This window comes from Pseudomonas sp. GW823-FHT05G12, from assembly GCF_058795575.1.
On the sequence record NZ_CM179501.1, the window covers coordinates 3,932,936 to 3,950,399 of the forward strand.

The 17,464-nt window shown below is 64.1% G+C and carries 15 protein-coding genes; 8 read left to right on the forward strand and 7 right to left on the reverse strand.

The window, feature by feature from the left end; genetic code table 11:
• The first annotated feature begins 57 nt into the window (after positions 1-57).
• The 5 genes from dkgB (at position 58) to AC3RCM_RS17995 (ending at position 5,549) form a co-directional block, all read left to right on the forward strand.
• Positions 58-861 (forward strand): 2,5-didehydrogluconate reductase DkgB, encoded by an 804-nt coding sequence (gene dkgB / locus AC3RCM_RS17975; RefSeq protein WP_492629046.1) that lies wholly within the window; start codon positions 58-60, stop codon positions 859-861.
• 20 nt (positions 862-881) lie between these two features.
• Entirely contained in the window at positions 882-2,054 is a 1,173-nt protein-coding gene (locus AC3RCM_RS17980; RefSeq protein WP_064493405.1) for an MFS transporter, read from the forward strand.
• Positions 2,055-2,216: 162 nt separating this feature from the next.
• Positions 2,217-3,449, forward strand: coding sequence for an MFS transporter (locus AC3RCM_RS17985; RefSeq protein ID WP_064493406.1), 1,233 nt, complete (start codon positions 2,217-2,219; stop codon positions 3,447-3,449).
• Between the two features lie 36 nt (positions 3,450-3,485).
• Positions 3,486-4,259, forward strand: a complete 774-nt coding sequence (locus tag AC3RCM_RS17990; protein ID WP_064493407.1) for an AraC family transcriptional regulator — start codon at positions 3,486-3,488, stop codon at positions 4,257-4,259.
• Positions 4,260-4,400: 141 nt separating this feature from the next.
• Complete coding sequence (locus AC3RCM_RS17995; RefSeq protein ID WP_064493408.1) at positions 4,401-5,549, forward strand: M14 family metallopeptidase; 1,149 nt, start codon at positions 4,401-4,403, stop codon at positions 5,547-5,549.
• 76 nt (positions 5,550-5,625) lie between these two features.
• On the opposite strand, the gene AC3RCM_RS18000 is transcribed toward AC3RCM_RS17995, so the two are convergent.
• From AC3RCM_RS18000 to AC3RCM_RS18030, 7 genes are all read right to left on the reverse strand, one after another.
• The gene (locus AC3RCM_RS18000; protein WP_020192455.1) at positions 5,626-6,597 is read right to left on the reverse strand and encodes a Csu type fimbrial protein; all 972 of its coding nucleotides are present in this window, start codon (positions 6,595-6,597) and stop codon (positions 5,626-5,628) included.
• Positions 6,594-8,891, reverse strand: a complete 2,298-nt coding sequence (locus tag AC3RCM_RS18005; RefSeq protein ID WP_492629695.1) for a fimbria/pilus outer membrane usher protein — start codon at positions 8,889-8,891, stop codon at positions 6,594-6,596. The genes AC3RCM_RS18000 and AC3RCM_RS18005 overlap by 4 nt, the downstream gene beginning before the upstream one ends.
• A gap of 108 nt (positions 8,892-8,999) precedes the next feature.
• Entirely contained in the window at positions 9,000-9,776 is a 777-nt protein-coding gene (locus tag AC3RCM_RS18010; protein ID WP_020192457.1) for a fimbrial biogenesis chaperone, read from the reverse strand.
• Positions 9,777-9,816: 40 nt separating this feature from the next.
• Positions 9,817-10,320 carry a Csu type fimbrial protein gene (locus AC3RCM_RS18015; protein ID WP_020192458.1) on the reverse strand — a complete coding sequence of 168 codons (504 nt, stop codon included), beginning with the start codon at positions 10,318-10,320 and terminating at the stop codon, positions 9,817-9,819.
• A 3-nt stretch (positions 10,321-10,323) separates the two neighbouring features.
• Positions 10,324-10,857, reverse strand: coding sequence for a Csu type fimbrial protein (locus tag AC3RCM_RS18020; RefSeq protein ID WP_064493410.1), 534 nt, complete (start codon positions 10,855-10,857; stop codon positions 10,324-10,326).
• An 18-nt stretch (positions 10,858-10,875) separates the two neighbouring features.
• Positions 10,876-11,412: a Csu type fimbrial protein gene (locus AC3RCM_RS18025; RefSeq protein ID WP_064493411.1), complete on the reverse strand. Its 537-nt coding sequence runs from the start codon at positions 11,410-11,412 to the stop codon at positions 10,876-10,878.
• A 30-nt stretch (positions 11,413-11,442) separates the two neighbouring features.
• Positions 11,443-11,970, reverse strand: coding sequence for a Csu type fimbrial protein (locus tag AC3RCM_RS18030; RefSeq protein WP_274145519.1), 528 nt, complete (start codon positions 11,968-11,970; stop codon positions 11,443-11,445).
• A 268-nt stretch (positions 11,971-12,238) separates the two neighbouring features.
• Here AC3RCM_RS18030 and AC3RCM_RS18035 point away from each other — a divergent pair, with 268 nt between their 5' ends.
• From AC3RCM_RS18035 to AC3RCM_RS18045, 3 genes are read left to right on the forward strand one after another with little or no spacing between them, the layout of a single operon-like run.
• Positions 12,239-14,485: an ATP-binding protein gene (locus AC3RCM_RS18035; RefSeq protein WP_020191521.1), complete on the forward strand. Its 2,247-nt coding sequence runs from the start codon at positions 12,239-12,241 to the stop codon at positions 14,483-14,485.
• A gap of 15 nt (positions 14,486-14,500) precedes the next feature.
• On the forward strand, positions 14,501-14,962 hold the full coding sequence (locus AC3RCM_RS18040) for a response regulator (RefSeq protein ID WP_020191520.1): 462 nt from the start codon (positions 14,501-14,503) through the stop codon (positions 14,960-14,962).
• 13 nt (positions 14,963-14,975) lie between these two features.
• Positions 14,976-17,363: a hybrid sensor histidine kinase/response regulator gene (locus AC3RCM_RS18045; protein WP_064493412.1), complete on the forward strand. Its 2,388-nt coding sequence runs from the start codon at positions 14,976-14,978 to the stop codon at positions 17,361-17,363.
• Positions 17,364-17,464: the final 101 nt, after the last annotated feature.

Below are 17,464 nucleotides of genomic sequence, written 5' to 3' on the forward strand. Positions count from 1 at the left end.
CGTTCAAACCTGCACACTGGGCACCACATGATCCTCCCCCTATTCAGGAGCAACCCCATGAGCGTTCCTTCCTTCGGCCTTGGCACCTTCCGCCTCACCGACCAAACCGTCATCGACTCGGTCAAGTCTGCCCTGGCAGTCGGCTACCGTGTCATCGATACCGCACAGATCTACAAGAACGAAGCCGAAGTCGGCCAGGCCATCGCCGAAAGCGGCGTGCCGCGCAGCGAGCTGTTCATCACCACCAAGATCTGGGTCGACAATTACGCCGCCGACAAGCTGATCCCCAGCCTGCGTGACAGCTTGCAGAAACTGCGCACCGACTACGTCGACCTGCTGCTGATCCACTGGCCAGCGCCGGGCAACGGCGTAGAACTGCCCGAGTACATGAAGGCCCTGGCCGACGCCAAGCAGCAAGGCCTGGCTCGCCAGATCGGCGTTTCCAACTTCAACATCGAGCTGACCAGGCAAGCCATTGCCGTGGTCGGCAAAGGGGAAATCGCCACCAACCAGATCGAGCTCAGCCCCTATCTGCAGAACAGCAAGCTGACCGCGTTCCTCAAGGAACAAGGGATCACCGTGACCTCGTACATGACCCTGGCCTACGGCAAAGTGCTGAAAGACCCGGTACTGGCCCAGATCGCCGCCAAGCACAAGGCTACCGTCGCCCAGGTTGCCCTGGCCTGGGCCCTGCAACTGGGCTATGCCGTGATCCCGTCGTCGACCAAGCGTGAAAACCTGGCCAGCAACCTGCTTGCCCGTGGCCTGAAGCTGGACAGCGACGACATGGCACGCATCGCCAAGCTGGAGCGCAATGGCCGCGAGGTCAGCCCTGACGGCCTGGCGCCAACCTGGGACTGACACTGATGACTGCTCAAACAATGAGACCCGGCCGCGTGCTCTTCGCGTTGGCCATTGGCGCCTTTGGCATCGGCACTACCGAGTTCACCCCGATGGGGCTACTGCCAGTCATCGCCCAGGGCGTGGAGGTGAGCATCCCCAGCGCCGGCATGCTGATCACCGCCTATGCCATTGGCGTGATGATCGGCGCGCCGATCATGACCCTGCTGTTCAGCCGCTTTGGGAAGCGCGCTGCGCTGATGGCGCTGATGGCCATCTTCACCCTTGGCAACCTGCTGTCGTCACTGTCGCCGGACTACTACACCCTGCTCGCCTCGCGACTGGTCACCAGCCTCAACCATGGTGCGTTCTTCGGCCTGGGAGCCGTGGTGGCAGCCAGCGTGGTGCCCAAGGAGAAACAGGCCAGCGCCGTGGCCACCATGTTCATGGGCCTGACCATCGCCAACATCGGCGGCGTGCCGGCCGCCACCTGGATCGGCCAGCAGATTGGCTGGCGCATGGCATTTGCCGGTACCGCCGTACTCGGCCTGCTGGCCATGGCCGCACTGTGGTACGCCCTGCCCAAGGGTGAACGCGGCAGCGTGCCACATGTGCGCAAGGAACTGGCGGTCATTGCCCGCCCCAGCGTGCTGCTGGCAATGGCCACCACCGTGCTCGGTGCCGGCGCCATGTTCACCTTGTACACCTACGTGGCGCCGGTGCTGGCCGAACTGACCGGGGCCTCGGACGGCTTCGTAACCTTGGGACTGGTACTGATCGGGGTTGGCTTCACCCTTGGCAACAGCCTGGGTGGCCGCCTGGCCGACTGGTCACTGGATGGCGCGGCGAAGATCTTCCTCGCCATGCTGGCGCTGATCATGCTGGCGATGCCCCTGGTACTGGGTAGCCACATCGGCGCTGCCATCGCCCTGCTGGTCTGGGGCATGTTCACCTTCGCCGTGGTACCGCCGCTGCAAATGCGCGTAATGACTGCCGCCATCGAGGCGCCAGGCCTGGCATCGTCGATCAACGTGGGTGCGTTCAACCTGGGTAACGCCGTGGGCGCGGCGCTGGGTGGTGCGGTTATCAGCCTGAACCTGGGCTACGCCGCCGTGCCAATGGCCGGAGGTGTGCTGGCGGCTGCGGGGCTGTTGCTGGTATGGCTGGGCGGGCGCAACAAGGTCGCCGGCAAGACCGCAGCCGATATGGCCTGAAGGCAATCACCTGCAGGAGCGCCTCCGTTCTCCTGTCAGGCTGTGGGCACGGATGCCCGAAACGCGACATTGGCTGCCTGTTCGGCGTGAGACAGGCAACCTCGGCACTGGATAACCTGCTGCGGCAACGCCTTGCTCCCTTGCCATAGAAGAACCTTGCCCATGACAACCTCCGCCGCCTCCGTAGCCGCCGCCACGCCTGCCGACCAGCCTCAGGGCTTTGTCGTGCGCATCGTCGGTGCTGCTGCATTCGCCCACCTGCTCAATGACCTGATTCAAGCCGTACTGCCGTCGATCTACCCCATGCTGAAAAGCGATTTCGCGCTGAGCTTCGCCCAGATCGGCTGGATCGCCTTGGTCTATCAGGTGACCGCTTCCCTGCTGCAACCCTGGGTCGGCATGTTCACCGACAAGCACCCACAACCCTACCTGCTGCCTGCCGGCATGTTGGTGACGCTGGTGGGCATCGCCCTGCTCGCCTTTGCCGGCAGCTATGAAATGCTGCTGGTGGCCGCCGCCGTGGTCGGCGTGGGTTCGGCCACCTTCCACCCAGAGGCCTCGCGGGTGGCCAGAATGGCCTCCGGCGGGCGCTTCGGGACCGCGCAATCCACCTTCCAGGTCGGCGGCAATACCGGCTCGGCCCTCGGCCCGCTGCTCACTGCTGCCATCATCATTCCGCACGGCCAACCGGCCATTGCCTGGTTCATGCTGGCCGCTGCGCTGGCTGTTCTGGTGCTGCTGCGGGTGACGGGCTGGAGCGTGCGCCACGGCCAGGCCCGGCTCAAGACCTTCGCTGGCCAACAGGCCCCCGGCCTGTCGCGGGGTGCCATGTGGCGCGCTGTGGCGGTGATCGCCGTGCTGATGTTCGCCAAGTTCGTCTACATCGCTTCGTTCACCAACTTCTTCACCTTCTACCTGATCGAGCATTTCGGCCTGAGTGTGCAGCACAGCCAGCTGTACCTGTTCGTGTTCCTCGCAGCCGTTGCGCTGGGCACCTTTGCCGGTGGCCCGGTGGGTGATCGCATCGGGCGCAAGGCCGTGATCTGGGTCTCGTTCCTCGGTGTGGCGCCCTTCGCCCTGGCCCTGCCCCATGCCAGCCTTGCCTGGACAGCCGTGCTGGCGGTGGCCATCGGCCTGGTGATGTCCTCGGCATTCGCTGCCCTGGTGGTGTATGCCCAGGAGGCGGTGCCGGGCCGGGTCGGCATGGTTTCAGGGGTGATGTTCGGGCTGATGTTCGGCATCAGCGGCCTGGGTGCAGCCGGCCTGGGCGCACTGGCCGACCGGCATGGCATCGAGTGGGTGTACCAGGCCATCGCGTTCCTGCCGCTGCTCGGGTTGGCCACCGCCTTGCTACCGGCCACCCGCTCGCAGGCCCGCCCTGGCCGTTGCTGCTAAAGTGGCGCTGCCAGGCTGCTTCGATACGAGGTCACGATGGTAAAGCCGCAGCGTGAATTGCTGGTGGAGGTCGATGAGTGGACCTGGGAAGTGGGTAGCCGTGCGACAGACTACCCAAGCGACTGGTTCATCGAGCCCCATAGCCATACCAAGCATCAACTGATCTATGCCATCAAAGGCCTGATGATCGTCGAGTCCGGAAACGAATGCTGGACGGTGCCACCCAGCCGCGGTGTGTGGATGCCTTGCGGGCAGGTGCATGCCATTCGCTGTGTCGGCGACGTGAAGATGCGCAGTGTGTTCGTGCGCAGCGACGCGGCAACCGGCCTGCCCCTGCAGAGCAAGGCCATCAGCATCTCGCCCTTGCTCAGCGAACTGATCAAGGCCTCGGTGGGGTTCACCGCACCGTTTGCCGAGGACTCGCGCGAAGCCCGGGTCATGCGCCTCATCCTCGACGAAATCTGCGTACTGCCGACCTTGCCGCTGAAACTGTCGCAGCCCAGCGACCAGCGCCTGCGGGTGATCTGCACGGCATTGCATGAACGGCCCGACGATAATGCCACCGTTGCCGACTGGGGCCTGCGCCTGGGGGTGGACGAAAAGACCATCCAGCGGTTGTTCCGCAAGGAAACCGGCATGACCTTCGGCCAGTGGCGCCAGCAGGCGCGGCTGATGCAGGCACTGGAGCGGATTGCCCTGGGCGAGCGAATCATCGATGTGGCGGGGGCCTTGGGCTATGACAGCCCAAGTGCCTTCGCCAGCATGTTCAAGCGCCAGTTCGGTACCACGCCCAGTCAGTTCTTCAGATAACCTGAAGTCCACGCATTTGCCGGCACTGGCCCGCCGCATACGGGCTGTCCGCTGAGGGCTCGCCCTGCCTGTTCTTGCACAGCATCCCCGCCAAGCCGTATACAGTACCCCTACAACAATGCCCGCAAAGGAGCCCGGCACATGACCGTGACGCTGTCCCCCCTGCAGATCGACTGCGATTTCGACTCCGGCAACATACAGGTACTGGATGCCAGCAACCCGGCCCAGGTACACCTGGCCATTCGCCCGGACACCCACAGCGGCCACTATCAGTGGTTCCACTTCAAGGTCAGCGGGCTCACACCGGGGCAGGTCCATCGCTTCAGCCTGGACAACGCTTCTGGCTCCTCGTACAAGAATGCGTGGAGCGGCTACAACGCTGTGGCCAGCTACGACCAGCAGCGCTGGTTCCGTGTGCCAAGCCAGTTCGACGGTACGGCGCTATCGTTCGAGGTCAAGGCTGAACAGGACCAGATCTGGTTCGCCTACTTCGAGCCTTACCCGCGTGCCCGCCACAACCAGCTGATCGAACGTGCCTGCCAACTCCCAGGGGTCGAGTTGCTGGCCAGCGGCCGCAGTGTCCAGGGCCGCGATATCCCACTGCTGCGGGCAGGCGACGGTGCCGAAGGCAAGCGCAAGCTGTGGCTGATTGCCCAGCAGCATCCGGGCGAGCACATGGCCGAATGGTTCATGGAAGGCGTGATCGACCGCCTGCAGGCCAACGATACGGTGGTCCAGCAATTGCTGGCCAAGGCCGACCTTTACCTGATCCCCAACATGAACCCCGACGGCGCCTTCCTCGGCCACCTGCGCACCAACTTCAAGGGCAAGGACCTCAACCGCGCCTGGCAGGACGCCAGCGTCGAATTCAGCCCGGAAGTGTTCTTTGCACAAGCGCAGATGAAGCAGTACGGTGTGGATGCCTTCATCGACGTGCACGGTGACGAAGAGATCCCCCACGTGTTCACGGCCGCATGCGAGGGCAACCCGGGTTACACCCCTCGGCTGGCCAAACTCGAAGAGCAGTTCCGTAGCACCTTGTGCAGCCTGACCCGCGACTTCCAGACAGTGCATGGCTATACCCGTGACGAACCCGGACAGGCGAATACGACGCTGGCCTGCAATGCGGTGGGCATGGCCCATGACTGCCTGTCACTGACGCTGGAAATGCCGTTCAAGGACCATGACGATGCGCCCGATGCAATCACCGGGTGGTCGGGGGCGCGCTCCAAGGCACTGGCCGGGGCGGTGCTGGAGACCTTGGCCAGGATGGTAGGCGATTTGCGCTGAACCTCGCCTTGCGCAGCCCCTGCAGGAGCAGCCCGTCGCGACACGCGGCGGCTGCTTCGGGGGTATTGATCGCCGTTCAGAACTGCACATCCAGTATCACACTGTCTGTATAGGTCGCAGCCGGCGGTGTCGCCTGATCGGTATAGACCTTGGCGTTGTAGTTGAACACCTGGCTACCCGTGCCGGTACCTACGCCGGGGTTGATGTCGGCATCCGTACTGGAACGCCTGGCAGCCCCTGACGCCCCCCAGCGCACGGTACCGGCACTTTTGAAAATGTCATAGGCCAGGTAGTTGTTGGCCGAAGACTTCATCCGCCGCCGCCCACCGGACACGTTCTGCCCGTCACCCAGCCCTACCGTGTAGCTGCTGCCCTTGGTGCATGACACGTTTATGCCCTGGCTCACCGTGCCGAACCCCGCCACCACCGGCGCACTGGCGAAGCTGATGTCAGGCGTGGTGATCTGGCAATCGTTGGTCACCGTCAGGCTCACGTTCAAGAGCTGGCTACCCGAGCCGATGTCGCGCCCAAGGCATATCCCCAACGCGCCAATCCCCGAGCAATAATCCCAGCTCCAGGCCACGGTCAGGGCCTCTTGATACAACCCGGCCGCGACATTGCTGCCAATCTGGGTGCGCATGTAGATCGGCACCGCCTTGGGCGTGGTACCGCCGAGCAGCCCCAGCAAGTCGAGGATACCGTTGCGGGCGAAGTCGTAGGCCACACCCCGGGTAATCGGGTAGCGGGTGGTGTTGTCGGCATACAGCGTGTAGGGAATGACATCGCCTGTCGGGCCGACCAGCCCACCCGAGGCGGGCGTGATCGTGGCGTAGAAATGATCACCGCTGCTAAGCAAGGTCAGTAGCGAACCGGTGCACTGCAACCCCGAGTTGAGGCTGGAAGCCGTCTGTACCGTGTTGCGAACCTGCGTTGAATTAAGGCTGCCAAACGCTGCCGGCAAGGTGGCCACCGACGAGCAAAGCGCCCAGGCCGTACTGCTCGGCAACAGCAGCACGCTCGCCACCAGGCCCCGCCGCCAGGCATTCATCGGCACACCAACGGACCGATCAAAGGGATCGAGCCTTGCGCTTCGGGCAGGTCGAACGCCACTTCGCAATGCCCACCCCCTTCAAGCGCCACCTGAAGGCGGTTATGCGACGACAGGTTCTCCAGATACACCAACCCGTCCCACCCCACCACCGCCTGGGTGCCACTCTCTGCGTGGGTAACACGGCTACCCAGTTTGAGCACCTGCTGATTGCCATCCACCAATTCGACACTGGCCGCCATGACGCGCTTGAGGGGGAACTCCAGCAAGTAGCCACTGCCCCGTCGTACCGCCACACGCTGCTCAACGTCCGGCGCGAGGACATCCGGTGGCAGGTTCATGGGATCGATCTCGTACTTGCCCCGGTAGTAACCGCTGCTGTAAGGCACCAGCAAGTGCCCCTTGGCATCGGTACGGCCGATTTCCTGGTTTTCATAACGCACCGGTACATCGGCGTAACCTGCGGTGCTGACCACCACGAAGGCATCATCGATACGGTTGGCGGCGAACACGCCGGCATCCATCCACACCAGCGAACCACTGGCGTCGGCCCAGCGGGTCATCTCGCCGCTGCTGCCATACACACCGGCCTGCAATTGCACCGATTGCAGGCGCCAGGTGACGTCGGCCTGGCGATAGGCATCACGGTCGCTGCCTGCGGCATAGCCCAGGTTGTAACCGACGCCGACACCGGCTGGCACCGCACGGCTGTAGTTGACCCGTTGCAGGGTCTCGCCTTCATTGCTGCGTTCCATGCTCAGCGCCAGGGTGCCGTGCAGGTCGAACGGGATCACCAGCTGCGCCTGCACCGCCCACTGGCTGTCACCCACTTCACGGTTGGCCGACAGGTACACACTGCTGCTGCCCCACAGCGGCTTGCTGTAGCTCAGGTTGATCAACCGGGTACGCGTACCGTCACCGGCGCGCACATCGAAGTAGCCAGCGCCAATGCTGCCGTACTCGTTCAGGTTGACACTGAGGGTGACCTGTTCGCTGCTTTTGCTCAGTTGCATGTCCGGGGAGCCCACCCGGCTCAGGTCGGCATAATCGCCATGGCGTTGCAGGCGCTGGTAACCGAAGCCGATGCGCTGGCTGTTGTATTGGTAGCCAAGGGCGACCTGGTGGCCCTTGTCGCCCTCGAACCGGCTTTGCGCCAAGGCAGCGTTGAGCACGCCGAAGTTGCCCACGCGCATGTTGCCGCCCAGCCCACCCAGCATCAGCGACTCCGCCGTTTCGGCGTGGGTTTCCAGGGTGAACATGTCACTGAGCCCATAGCGCAGGCTGCCCGAGGCGATACCCGGCCCATAGCTGAAATCGCGTACACCGTAATCACGGCGCAGGCTGCCGGCGGCCACCGAGTAGTCCGACAGGCCCTTCTGCAGCAGGCTGCTGGTGACGTAGAACGGCAAGGTGGTCGACACCTGACGGCCAAGGGCATCAGTGGTGACCACCACCGCCTCCCCGGCACCGTTGATGAACGGCACGTTGGTCAGGGTGTATGGGCCTGGCTGCAGTTCGGTGGTGCTGGACTTGAAACCGTTGATGAACAGGTCGAGCGACGTCGGCACCGCCGCTTCGCCGGCGAACGCAGGCAACGGGTAAGTGACGAGATCCGGACGCGCCGCGAAGTCGCGTGACAGCTGTACTCCGCCCACCCGCACCGAACTGCTCCAGGGCAAGGCGCCCGTCACGAAGTCACCGGCTTCGTAGGTCAGCAGGCGCTGCTCGTCGGTGAAGCGCCAGGTGGTGTCGTAACGCATGAAGCCACGGCGGGTATCGTCCACCTGTGCGCCATTGAAAGACTGACGCCACTGCCCGGTACTGGAAAAGGTACCCCAGCTGTCGAACAGGCGCAGCTCGTTCCAGGCGGCCAGGTAGGTACCGCCTTCATCGGTGTCGTTGAGATACAGGTCGTAGTTGAACAAGGCGCCGAAACTGCTGCGCGCATCGCTGGCCGGGTAAAGGTTGCGATCACCCACTTGCTGTTCTGGCAACCAGGCTGGCGGAACCTGCAGCAGCAGGCGCTGGTTCTGACTGTCGTAGTCGGTGTGCAGCCCCGCGATGCTGTCCAGGGCCACCTCCCCCTGAGGGTTGCCCGGCAGCGAGACGCCGGCTGCACGCAATACGTCGCTGTCCAGGTAAAACCGCCCGGCCCGCTGCTGCACCGGTATCAGGTCAACCCTGGGCATCTGGTTCACCACCAGGTCGAGGTAAAGGGTGGCCTCGGCGATGGCGGACATCTCCGTGGGCGGTGGGGGCAAGTCGTCGGCCAGTACCAGCGCGGGGCTGACCATGGCCAGCCCCAGGCACCAGCGGCACGTCGTCGCCGAGAGCCATTTCACACACGGTTTCCAACCATTGCCGGGTCCTCCCTGGCCCCTGCACTTCATTCAGTCGTTGGCTCATTGGCCTTGGCGGATCGCGTCCGCCGAGCGCTGACCGTTGACCCTGCCCATGAGCACGCTGCCGTTGCCGGATGCCACGGGAGCCGGCCAGCGCATGCTTGCCCCCGGCAGCACATAACCCAGCAGGCCTTCAGCCAGTGGCTTGCTCTGGCTACCTTGCTGCACGACCACATCGGTCAGCCGCGCATGTACCGGGCCCGTGTTACGCAGTTCAATGTAGGGCTTGCCCTGCACCGTCACCGGGCGCCAACTGAGCTGCGGCTTGCCCACGCCCTCGGCATTGCGTCTGCCTTCAGGGTCGGCCTTGCCCCACAGCCCTTCGCCGTAGACGAACAGCGGCACCGAATAGCGCATCTGCAAACGAATGGCCGCCGTCGCGCCGGGCTCGGCCTTGTCGACCGGGATGGCGGGAGGAATCTCGTCGATGATGATGCGGTAGGCCTGCTCCTGGCCGGCCGGTGAAGGGCCGGTACGGGTCAGGCGGATCAGTTGCTTCTGCCCGGGTGCAATGTTGGCGACCGGCGGGCTGCCGATAATCTCGCGCTGCGCCTGGAACTGCTCCTGGTAATCACCCTGGCGCCAGGCGAATACTCGCACCTGCAGGTTTGCCGGCGCAGTGCCACGGTTTTCCAGCCACAACGCACCTGCCTTCTGGTCGGCCTCCAGCACCGGGTCGATCGGCCAGATCAGCACCGAAGTGGCCGCCCAGGCCGGCAGGCTTGCCAGCGACAATAATCCAGTCAATCCACGCGTCCACTTCGCGCCTGCCCGCATGCAGCTCTCCTTAGACACTTGTCATGGGTGGCGCTGGCCGTTACCAGGTCACCGTCACTTGCACCACATCGGTGTAGGTCCCTGCCGGCTGCGTGCCGGTCAGCTGAACCCGCCCGTACACCGGTAGCTTGATCGCCGTCGGGTCGGAATAGCTCACCGCCACGCTCTGACCGATCCCCAAGGCCTGGCTATAGGCGGCGTCCCGGTACAACTGGTAGGCCAGCACTTGCGTGCCACTGGTGCGCTTCAGGTTGCGTGTGCCACTGGCACTGTTTTGCCCGCCGTCCAGGCTCATGCTCATGGCCACGCCCGGCGTGCACTGGAACGTCACGGTAGAACCACCCAGCGATGTGCTGAGCAGGCCCGTGGACAGCGCCGACTGCGAGCCATAATCGAGCGTGCCGTAGCTGGTGACACCCCCCACCACCAGGCACCCGGCGACAACCTGCGCCGTCACCGTGAAGGTACTGGTGGTCACTGCCCCCAATGGGGCGGCCAACAACATGCTGACGCCAGTCAGGCCCCCTGCCAGCCAGCCGCGCATGGGTCAGAACGACAGCTCGACCGAGATCGTGTCGCTGTAGACCCCTGCGGGCAGGCCTGCCTTGCCGACGGCCTTGCCGTAAAGGTTGACCGTCTGAGCGGCGCCGGTACTGGTCGGCAGGGTGATGGTGTCGTCGACCGCCAGCAACGCCGTACGCCCAGCGTCGGTATAGAGGTCATACGGCACAAAGTTGCCAGAACCATCGGCGAGCGCACGGGAGCCGCCGCTCGACTGGCCGTCATGCAGGCCGGCACGCACTTTGATCACAGGCACCGTACCTGCCGAGCACAGGATGCTCATGGCGCCTCCCCCGCCTCCCAGCACCTGGGCATCGGCGGTAACGAACAAGGCATCCTGGGTACCGAAGTCCAGGGCTCCGAAGTTAAGCCCCGACGTGCCCGATGTGCCATTGACCTGGCACGCCGCAGTCAGCGTCAGGGTCGAGCTGATACTCCCCGTCACCGTGGCCGCCTGGGCCTGGGAAGCCAACGCCAGGCCCAGGCCTGCGAGGACGCAATATGAAAGGTTCGTTCGCATCGGAGTCTCCTTGCGTGGTTACCAGTCCAGGGTCACTCTGAGGGTGTCGCGGTAAAGCCCGGCCGGCAGCGCACGCGGTTGCGCCACTACCACACCGTAGATGGGAATCGGTACTTGCTGGCTGCTGCTGATAGTGAAGGCCCGTGCCTGGCCGACGCCGTAGCGGCTGCTGCCGCCTGGGTCAACCGCCAGCTGGTATGGAATCAGTTCACGGCCGTTGCTCAGGCGGCGAATGCCATCGTCGCCATTGAGGCCACCATTGATACGCACGTTGAAGGCCCGAACCTCAGGCGTGCAACTGATCTGCAGGCTACCCTGACCGCCCACTTCGTCCACCTGGCTGCGCAACGGCTGGTCCCAGTTCGGACCGCGCTCGCCAAAGTCCAGTACGCCTGGGTCACCCAGCACGGCCGGTTGCGTCTCGTTGCTGCTGATCTGGCAAGACGCGCTGATCACCAGCCGCGCCTGGATGAAACCGGTGGTGCTGCCATGCACCGCACCGCCGGGGACCAGCAGCGGGCCGAGGGTGAGCAACAGGATCGAAGTGCGGCTCATGGCATGGCGTCCTTGTGCATGGTGGCGTCCTTACCAGGTGACGGTGACTTTCAGCAGATCGGCATAAACCCCTGCATCCGGCACCCAGGCCAGTTTGTCGATACGTGCATACAGCGGCAATTCCACCGAACCGCTGCCCGGTACACGCGCCGATTGGGCTACCCCCACTGCCAGCGGCTCACGCCAGGCAGCGTCACGGTACAAGCGGTAAGGAATGGGCCGCGCCAGGTGATCGTCGCTGGCCAGGTAGCGCAGTTCGCCGATGCCACCATGCTGGCCACCATCGACGCGCACCTGATAGGGCGTATCCGGGTTGCACTCCAGGCGCGGCGGACGCTGGCTCAACAGCACACCACTCAAGGGCGCGCCAGGGCCATCCAGGCGCGCCGTCGCCCCTAGGTCGATACGTCCCAGGGCCTGAGCTCCCGCATCGCGGGTCTGGTTGACCAGCATGCAGCCACGCTGCACCAGTACCCGCACTTCCACGAGAAAATCCGCAGCCACGGTAGTGCCGCTGAACAACAGGCCGAACAGCGCGGCCAGCATGCGCTCCGTCACCTTGTTATCCTTATCGAAACGTCTTGAACTGAGCGTAGCAGTGAGGCGGCGCAGCCGATGTGGCATAAAGCCATTTTTTTTGTATTAGCGACAAAGCGATACCGTGGCATCAAAAAAAGCCTGTACCGCACAGAACCCGTGGCCACCCCGTGCCTCCAATGGCCAGGAGCCGGTAAATTCGCCGGGATTCTGTTAGGGTGAATCGTATTCGTCCCGCGCCAGACACCTGTGCCGTACACGGACGGACATGACAGGAGCTTTTTCAATCATGACTGCAGACAACTCACTGGCAGACGCCATGGAGCGCTGTGCCCAAGAACCGATCCAGGTTCCGGGCAGCATCCAGCCTCACGGCTTTCTGCTGGTGCTGGATGCCACCGACCTGTGCGTGCTGCAGGCCAGTGAAAATGTCGAGCACTGGTTGGGCTTGCCAGCCCGCGAACTGATCGGTTGCCACTTCGCCGACCTGGTTCACGAGGGCTTTGACCTGCACGCGCACCTCACACGGCTTCCCGAAGACGAAGTCTTCCCCTTCCACATTGGCGACGTGCGCTTGCGCCAGGGCGCACCCATCAGTGCCCTGCTGCACATGCTGGTCCATTGCCACGATCAGGTACTGATTGCCGAGTTCGAACCGCCCCGCCTGCCAGCAGACCTGGTCGGGCAAGGCGACTACTACCCGTTGGTGCGCAGCTTTGTCGCCAGTCTGCAACTGGCCGGCAGTATCGAAGACCTGCTGCAACAAGCGGTGCTGCAGCTCAAGCGCATCACCGGCTTTGGGCGGGTCAAGGCCTACCGGTTCGATGCCGAAGGCAATGGCCAGGTGCTGGCCGAGGTGGCCGACCCGGGCTACCCCAGCTACGCAGGCCTGTGCTTCCCGGCTGCAGACATCCCGCGCCAGGCGCGCGAGCTGTACCGGGTCAACCGTATCCGCGTGATCGAGGATGCCAACTATCAGCCCTCGCCACTGCTGCCCGCCACCAACCCGCGCACCGGCAAGGCGCTGGACATGAGTTTCGCTGTACTGCGCAGCGTGTCACCTGTGCACCTGCAGTACATGCGCAACATGGGCACGCTGGCCTCGATGTCGCTGTCGATCGTGGTCGACGGCGAGCTGTGGGGGCTGATTTCCTGCCACCATCAGCAGCCACGCCCGGTGGACCTGCGCACCCGCACGGCCTGCGAGCTGTTGGCCAGCGTGCTGTCGTTGCAGATAGAGTCCCGCGAGTCCCATGCCAGCACGCGCAAGCTGTTGGCGCTGCGCCAGCACATCGTACGCATGATCTCGTCCATGGCCGACCACGACAGCGTCAGTGACGGCTTGCGCGACCTGCCCCACGTGCTGCTGGCCTTCGCCGACGCCCAGGGCGCGGCAGTGATCTCGGCCGAGCGCTGTGACCTGATCGGCCAGACCCCGCCTGAGGCCCAGGTTACGGCGCTGGTGCACTGGCTAGGCCAACGTGACGAAGACAGCGTGTTCCATAGCGACAACCTGCGCCGCGACATCACTGAGCTGCCCGAGCTGGCAAACCATGCTGGCGGGGTGCTGGCAGTGGCCATCTCGCAGATCCACTCGCACTACCTGCTGTGGTTCCGCCCCGAGCAGATACGCACGGTCAACTGGGCCGGGCAGCCGACCAAGCAGGTCGGGCCACAGGGCAACCTCGACCCACGGCACAGTTTTGAACGCTGGCAGGAAGAACTGCGCGGCTATTGTCAGGCGTGGGACCCACTGGTGATCGAGGGCGTGATGGAGCTGCGCAGCGCTGTGCTGGGCATTGTCCTGCGCAAGGCGGAAGAGCTGGCACAACTGGCTGGCGAATTGCGCCGTTCCAACAAGGAGCTCGAAGCGTTTTCCTACAGTGTTTCCCACGACCTGCGCGCCCCGCTGCGGCACATCGCCGGCTATACCGAACTGCTTGGCGAAATCGAAGGCCAGGGCCTGAGCGAACGCGGCAAGCGCTTCCTGCAGCATATCGGTGAAGCGGCGCACTTTGCCGGCAGCCTGGTCGACAACCTGCTCAACTTCTCGCAGATGGGCCGCTCGGCCTTGCGCCTGTCCGACGTCGACCTCAACGCCCTGGTCGAGGCCATTCGCAGCGAGCTGGCCCCCGATTACGAAGGCCGCGCAATCGTTTGGGATATCGCCCCACTGCCCAAGGTGATCGGCGACCCGGCATTCATCAACATGGCCTTGCACAACCTGATAGCCAATGCCATCAAGTACACTCGCGGCCGCAATCCTGCTCGCATCGGCATCAGTGCCGTACAGCACCCTGAAGAAACCGAGGTCTGCATCCGCGACAATGGCGTGGGCTTCGACATGGCCTACGCCAACAAGCTGTTCGGCGTCTTCCAGCGCCTGCACCGCATGGAAGATTTCGAAGGCACCGGCATTGGCCTGGCGAGTGTACGCCGCATCATCGAGCGCCACGACGGTCGAGTCTGGGCCACTGGCCAGGTCGACCAGGGCGCCAGCTTCCACTTCACCCTACCCCGAAACACTGCTACCTGAGGCATCGCTACCATCATGCTCAAGCCCATTCTGCTGGTCGAAGACAACCCCCGAGACCTGGAGCTGACCCTGCTGGCCCTGGAGCGCAGCCAGTTGGCCAACGAGGTCATCGTGCTGCGTGACGGCGCCGATGCCCTCGACTACTTGCTGCGCCGCAACGCCTATGCCAAGCGCGATGACGGCAACCCTGCCGTGCTGTTACTCGACCTGAAACTGCCCAAGGTCGACGGCCTGGAAGTGCTCAAGGAAGTGCGCGCCACTGCCGAGCTGCGCAGCATCCCCACCGTGATGCTGACCTCTTCGCGCGAAGAGCCCGACCTGTTGCGTGCCTACGAGCTGGGGGTAAACGCTTATGTGGTCAAACCCGTGGAGTTCAAGGAATTCGTCACCGCCATCTCCGACCTCGGGGTATTCTGGGCAGTGCTAAACGAACCGCCACCCGGCTCACTGCGACTGAACCGTCGCGGTAGCAACTGAGGCCGCCGCGACGATGCAGCAAACGCCGTTGAAACTACTGATGGTCGAAGACAGCTCGATGGACGCCGAGCTTACCCTGATGCGCCTGGAGCGCAGCGGGCTGCATGTGCAGTCGCAGCTGGTATTCGACCATGCGGGTGTCGAACATGCCCTGCGCCAGGCCCGCTACGACCTGATCCTGTGTGACTGCGTGCTACCAGGCTCGTCCGGCACAGAAGTGCTGGCCATCGCCCAACGCCTGGCACCCGACATCCCGTTCATATTCCTGTCCGGCATTTATGGCGAAGAGCACGCGGTGGAAATGATCCGCCTGGGCGCGACCGACTATGTGCTGAAGAAGAACCTGCCACTGCTGCCCAAAGCCGTGCGCCGCGCCCTGAGCGAAGTACAGGAACGCCAGCGCCGTCGCCGCGCCGAAGAGGCCCTGGCGGACGTCGAAGCACGTGCTCGCATTGCCATCGACGCCGCCGGCATGGGCACTTGGGACCTGCGCCCGCAAGAGGGCCTGTTGCTGTGGGATGACCGCTGCAAGACCTTGTTCGGCCTGCCCACCAGCACCGAAATGAGCCTTGAAGTGTTCTACGCCGGCATCTACCCCGACGACCTGCCACTGGTGCGCGAGGCGGTGGAACATGCCATGCGCCCGGAAAGTGACGGTCATTACCGCGTGGAGTTTCGGATCGCGCAACCCAATGGCCTGGAGCCTCGCTGGTTGCTGAGCAGCGGCCAAAGCCAGTTCGTCGATGATCAGTGCGTTCGCTTCTCCGGCGTACTGCAGGACATCCACGCGCAACGCCAGGCCACCCAGGCGCTGCGTCAGCTGAACGAGATGCTTGGCGAGCGGGTCGAACGCCGTACCCGCGAACGCGATCGTGCCTGGGAGCTGTCGCAGGATTTGCTGGCCGTGCTGAACAAAGACCTGACCCCGGTCGCCCTGAACCCCGCCTGGGAAGCCAGCCTGGGCTTCTCACGCGAACGCCTGAGCCAGTCCTCCTTGCTGCACCTGCTGCCTGAGCACGACCAGGAACAGTTACTCACCGAATTGGCCGCCCTCGCCCACGGCCGCACCAGCGCACGCTTTGTCGGCCGCATCCTGCATGCCGGCGGCCAACAGCGCTGGCTGTCGTGGGTGGTGGTGCCGGAGGACACCCTGCTGTACGTGGTGGCACGCGACATCACCAGCGAGCGCGAAGCCGCCCTGGGCCTGGCAGATGCCAACGCCCGGCTGCGCGAACAGATCAACGAGCGCGAGCGCATCGAGGCCGCTCTGCAGCAGATGCAGCGGCTGGAAGCGGTTGGGCAACTGACGGCTGGCGTGGCGCATGACTTCAATAACCTGCTGACGGTGATACTCACAGGTGCCAGCTTTCTGGAGCGCGATCTGGCCAAGGCCGACCTGGACAAGGCCCGCACTCGCCTCACCCATATCCGCGAAGCGGGCGAGCGTGGTGCCAAGCTGACCTCGCAGTTGCTGGCCTTCTCCCGCCGCCAGCGTCTGGAGCCGGTGCCGCTGAACCTCAACCGTACCCTGGCCGGCCTGGAAGAGCTGCTGCGCCGCACGCTGGGTGGCAACGTCTCGGTGCGTCTGGACCTTGACCTGGCCCTGTGGCAGGCACTGACCGACCCCACCCAGACCGAGATGATCATCCTCAACCTGGCGATCAATGCCCGCGATGCCATGCCCGACGGCGGTCAGCTGACCCTGACAACGCGTAACACCCATATCGACCAGCGCCCGCAACGCCCGGAAGACCCGGACCCGGGCGAGTACGTGATGCTGAGCATCCGCGATACGGGTTGCGGCATGAGCGAAGAGGTGCTGGCCAAGGTATTCGAGCCTTTCTTTACCACCAAGGACATCGGCAAAGGTTCGGGCCTGGGCCTGGCCCAGGTGTTCGGCTTCGCCAAGCAGTCCGGTGGCGGTGTGCGCATCGACACCACACTCGGTCGCGGTACCGAAGTGGCGGTATACCTGCCGGCGGTAAAAGAGGAGATGGTGAACGAACCCGTGCCAGCAGTGCTCAGTCAGTCGATCAGCGAAAGCGGCCATAACCGCACAGTGCTGCTGGTGGACGACGACCATCTGGTGCGCGACATGCTAGGCGATGTGTTACGCCAATACGGCTACCAGGTGCGCCAGGCGCACAGCGGCGAGCAGGCATTGGCCTTGCTGGATGACGACATTGACCTGCTGCTGACTGATTTCGCCATGCCCGAGTTCAATGGTGCACAACTGGCGCTGGCTGCCCGCGAACGGTACCCCCGCCTGCCGGTGGTGTTTCTTACCGGTTATGCGGAGTTGCAGGGGCTGGAACTGCCGGGCAGCCTGGTGATCCAGAAGCCGGTGCAGGCTGATGAACTGGCCAGGGCGCTGAACGAAATGCTGGGGATTTCCGGGTAACCCGGTACGGCACGACCCGCGCTCAGGAGGCGCGGAGGCGCGCAAAATCACAAAAACGCGAAAACCCAGTGCTCATCTTTCCTGGCACCGGGTTGAATACG

Bases quoted from the DNA above. Each gene is read 5' to 3' on its own strand.
- dkgB (WP_492629046.1), top strand. From the start codon at position 58: ATGAGCGTTCCTTCCTTCGGCCTTGGCACCTTCCGCCTCACCGACCAA.
- AC3RCM_RS17980 (WP_064493405.1), top strand. From the start codon at position 882: ATGAGACCCGGCCGCGTGCTCTTCGCGTTGGCCATTGGCGCCTTTGGC.
- AC3RCM_RS17985 (WP_064493406.1), top strand. From the start codon at position 2,217: ATGACAACCTCCGCCGCCTCCGTAGCCGCCGCCACGCCTGCCGACCAG.
- AC3RCM_RS17990 (WP_064493407.1), top strand. From the start codon at position 3,486: ATGGTAAAGCCGCAGCGTGAATTGCTGGTGGAGGTCGATGAGTGGACC.
- AC3RCM_RS17995 (WP_064493408.1), top strand. From the start codon at position 4,401: ATGACCGTGACGCTGTCCCCCCTGCAGATCGACTGCGATTTCGACTCC.
- AC3RCM_RS18000 (WP_020192455.1), bottom strand. From the start codon at position 6,597: ATGAATGCCTGGCGGCGGGGCCTGGTGGCGAGCGTGCTGCTGTTGCCG.
- AC3RCM_RS18005 (WP_492629695.1), bottom strand. From the start codon at position 8,891: ATGGTCAGCCCCGCGCTGGTACTGGCCGACGACTTGCCCCCACCGCCC.
- AC3RCM_RS18010 (WP_020192457.1), bottom strand. From the start codon at position 9,776: ATGCGGGCAGGCGCGAAGTGGACGCGTGGATTGACTGGATTATTGTCG.
- AC3RCM_RS18015 (WP_020192458.1), bottom strand. From the start codon at position 10,320: ATGCGCGGCTGGCTGGCAGGGGGCCTGACTGGCGTCAGCATGTTGTTG.
- AC3RCM_RS18020 (WP_064493410.1), bottom strand. From the start codon at position 10,857: ATGCGAACGAACCTTTCATATTGCGTCCTCGCAGGCCTGGGCCTGGCG.
- AC3RCM_RS18025 (WP_064493411.1), bottom strand. From the start codon at position 11,412: ATGAGCCGCACTTCGATCCTGTTGCTCACCCTCGGCCCGCTGCTGGTC.
- AC3RCM_RS18035 (WP_020191521.1), top strand. From the start codon at position 12,239: ATGACTGCAGACAACTCACTGGCAGACGCCATGGAGCGCTGTGCCCAA.
- AC3RCM_RS18040 (WP_020191520.1), top strand. From the start codon at position 14,501: ATGCTCAAGCCCATTCTGCTGGTCGAAGACAACCCCCGAGACCTGGAG.
- AC3RCM_RS18045 (WP_064493412.1), top strand. From the start codon at position 14,976: ATGCAGCAAACGCCGTTGAAACTACTGATGGTCGAAGACAGCTCGATG.